The 1,174-nt window shown below is 71.1% G+C and carries 1 protein-coding gene; it reads right to left on the bottom strand.

Annotated features, from left to right (window positions below; all coding sequences use genetic code 11):
• On the bottom strand, nt 1-1,174 hold a 1,174-nt coding region (pyk, locus tag HPA02_RS18075; RefSeq protein ID WP_146804595.1), incomplete at both ends, for a pyruvate kinase.

Below are 1,174 nucleotides of genomic sequence, written 5' to 3'. Positions count from 1 at the left end.
CGCTGGGCGATGGGGCTATGGGCCAGGCCGACGATGGGCAGGCCGGAGCGGATGCGCGAGGCGATCAGCGGCGTATAGCCGGTGGACGTCATGCAGGCGATGGCCGCCACGCCCGCCAGGTGGTTGGCGGCGTACATGGCCGACAGCGCCACCGTCTCGTCGATCTGCGAGAAGCCCTCGTGGATGCGGTGGCCCGACTCCTGGGCGGTGCGCTCGCGCTCGGCGCCCAGGCACAGGCGGTGCATCGCCTCGATGGTCTCCACCGGGTAGTCGCCGGCGGCGGTCTCGGCGGAGAGCATCACCGCGTCGGTGCCGTCGAGCACGGCGTTGGCCACGTCGAACACCTCGGCCCGGGTGGGCAGCGGCGCGCTGATCATCGACTCCATCATCTGGGTGGCGGTGATCACCGCCCGATTGAGCTTGCGGGCGCGACTGATGATGCGCTTCTGCACGCCGATCAGTTGGGCGTCGCCGATCTCCACGCCCAGGTCGCCGCGGGCCACCATCACCGCCTCGGAGGCGCGGATGATGCCGTCCAGGGTCTCCGGGTCGGCCACCGCCTCGGCGCGCTCGACCTTGGCCACCAGGCCGATCTCCTTGCCGGCCTCGCCCAAGAGGGCTCGTGCTTCCTGCATATCGGCGGCGCTGCGCGGGAAGGACACCGCCAGGTAGTCGACGCCGATGTCGATGGCGGTCTTGAGGTCGGCCTTGTCCTTGTCGGTGAGGGCCGCGGCGGAGAGGCCGCCGCCCTGCTTGTTGATGCCCTTGTTGTTGGACAGGCGTCCGCCGACGGTCACGGTGGTATGCACCTCGGGGCCGTCGATGCGGGTCACTTCCAGCACCAGGCGGCCGTCGTCGAGGAGCAGGACGTCACCCACGGCGACGTCGGAGGCCAGTTCCTTGTAGTCGCAGCCGACCCGCTCGGCGGTGCCCGCCTCGGTGTCCATGGCCATGTCGAGGACGAAGGCCTGGCCCTCGGTGAGCTCGACGGCGCCTTCGCTGAAGCGGGCGATGCGGATCTTGGGGCCCTGGAGGTCGCCGAGGGCGGCGACGCTCTTGCCGAGGCGCGCGGCGATCTCGCGCACCGCCTGCAGGCGGCGGCGGTGGTCGTCGGCGGTGCCGTGGGAGAAGTTGAGGCGCACCACGTCGACGCCGGCGGCGATCATCGCCTCGA

This window comes from Bisbaumannia pacifica (genome assembly GCF_007989625.1).
Taxonomy (GTDB): Bacteria; Pseudomonadota; Gammaproteobacteria; order Pseudomonadales; family Halomonadaceae; genus Bisbaumannia; species Bisbaumannia pacifica.
The sequence above is the reverse complement of the archived record's forward strand: the minus strand, read 5'-3'. Positions and strand labels throughout refer to the sequence as shown.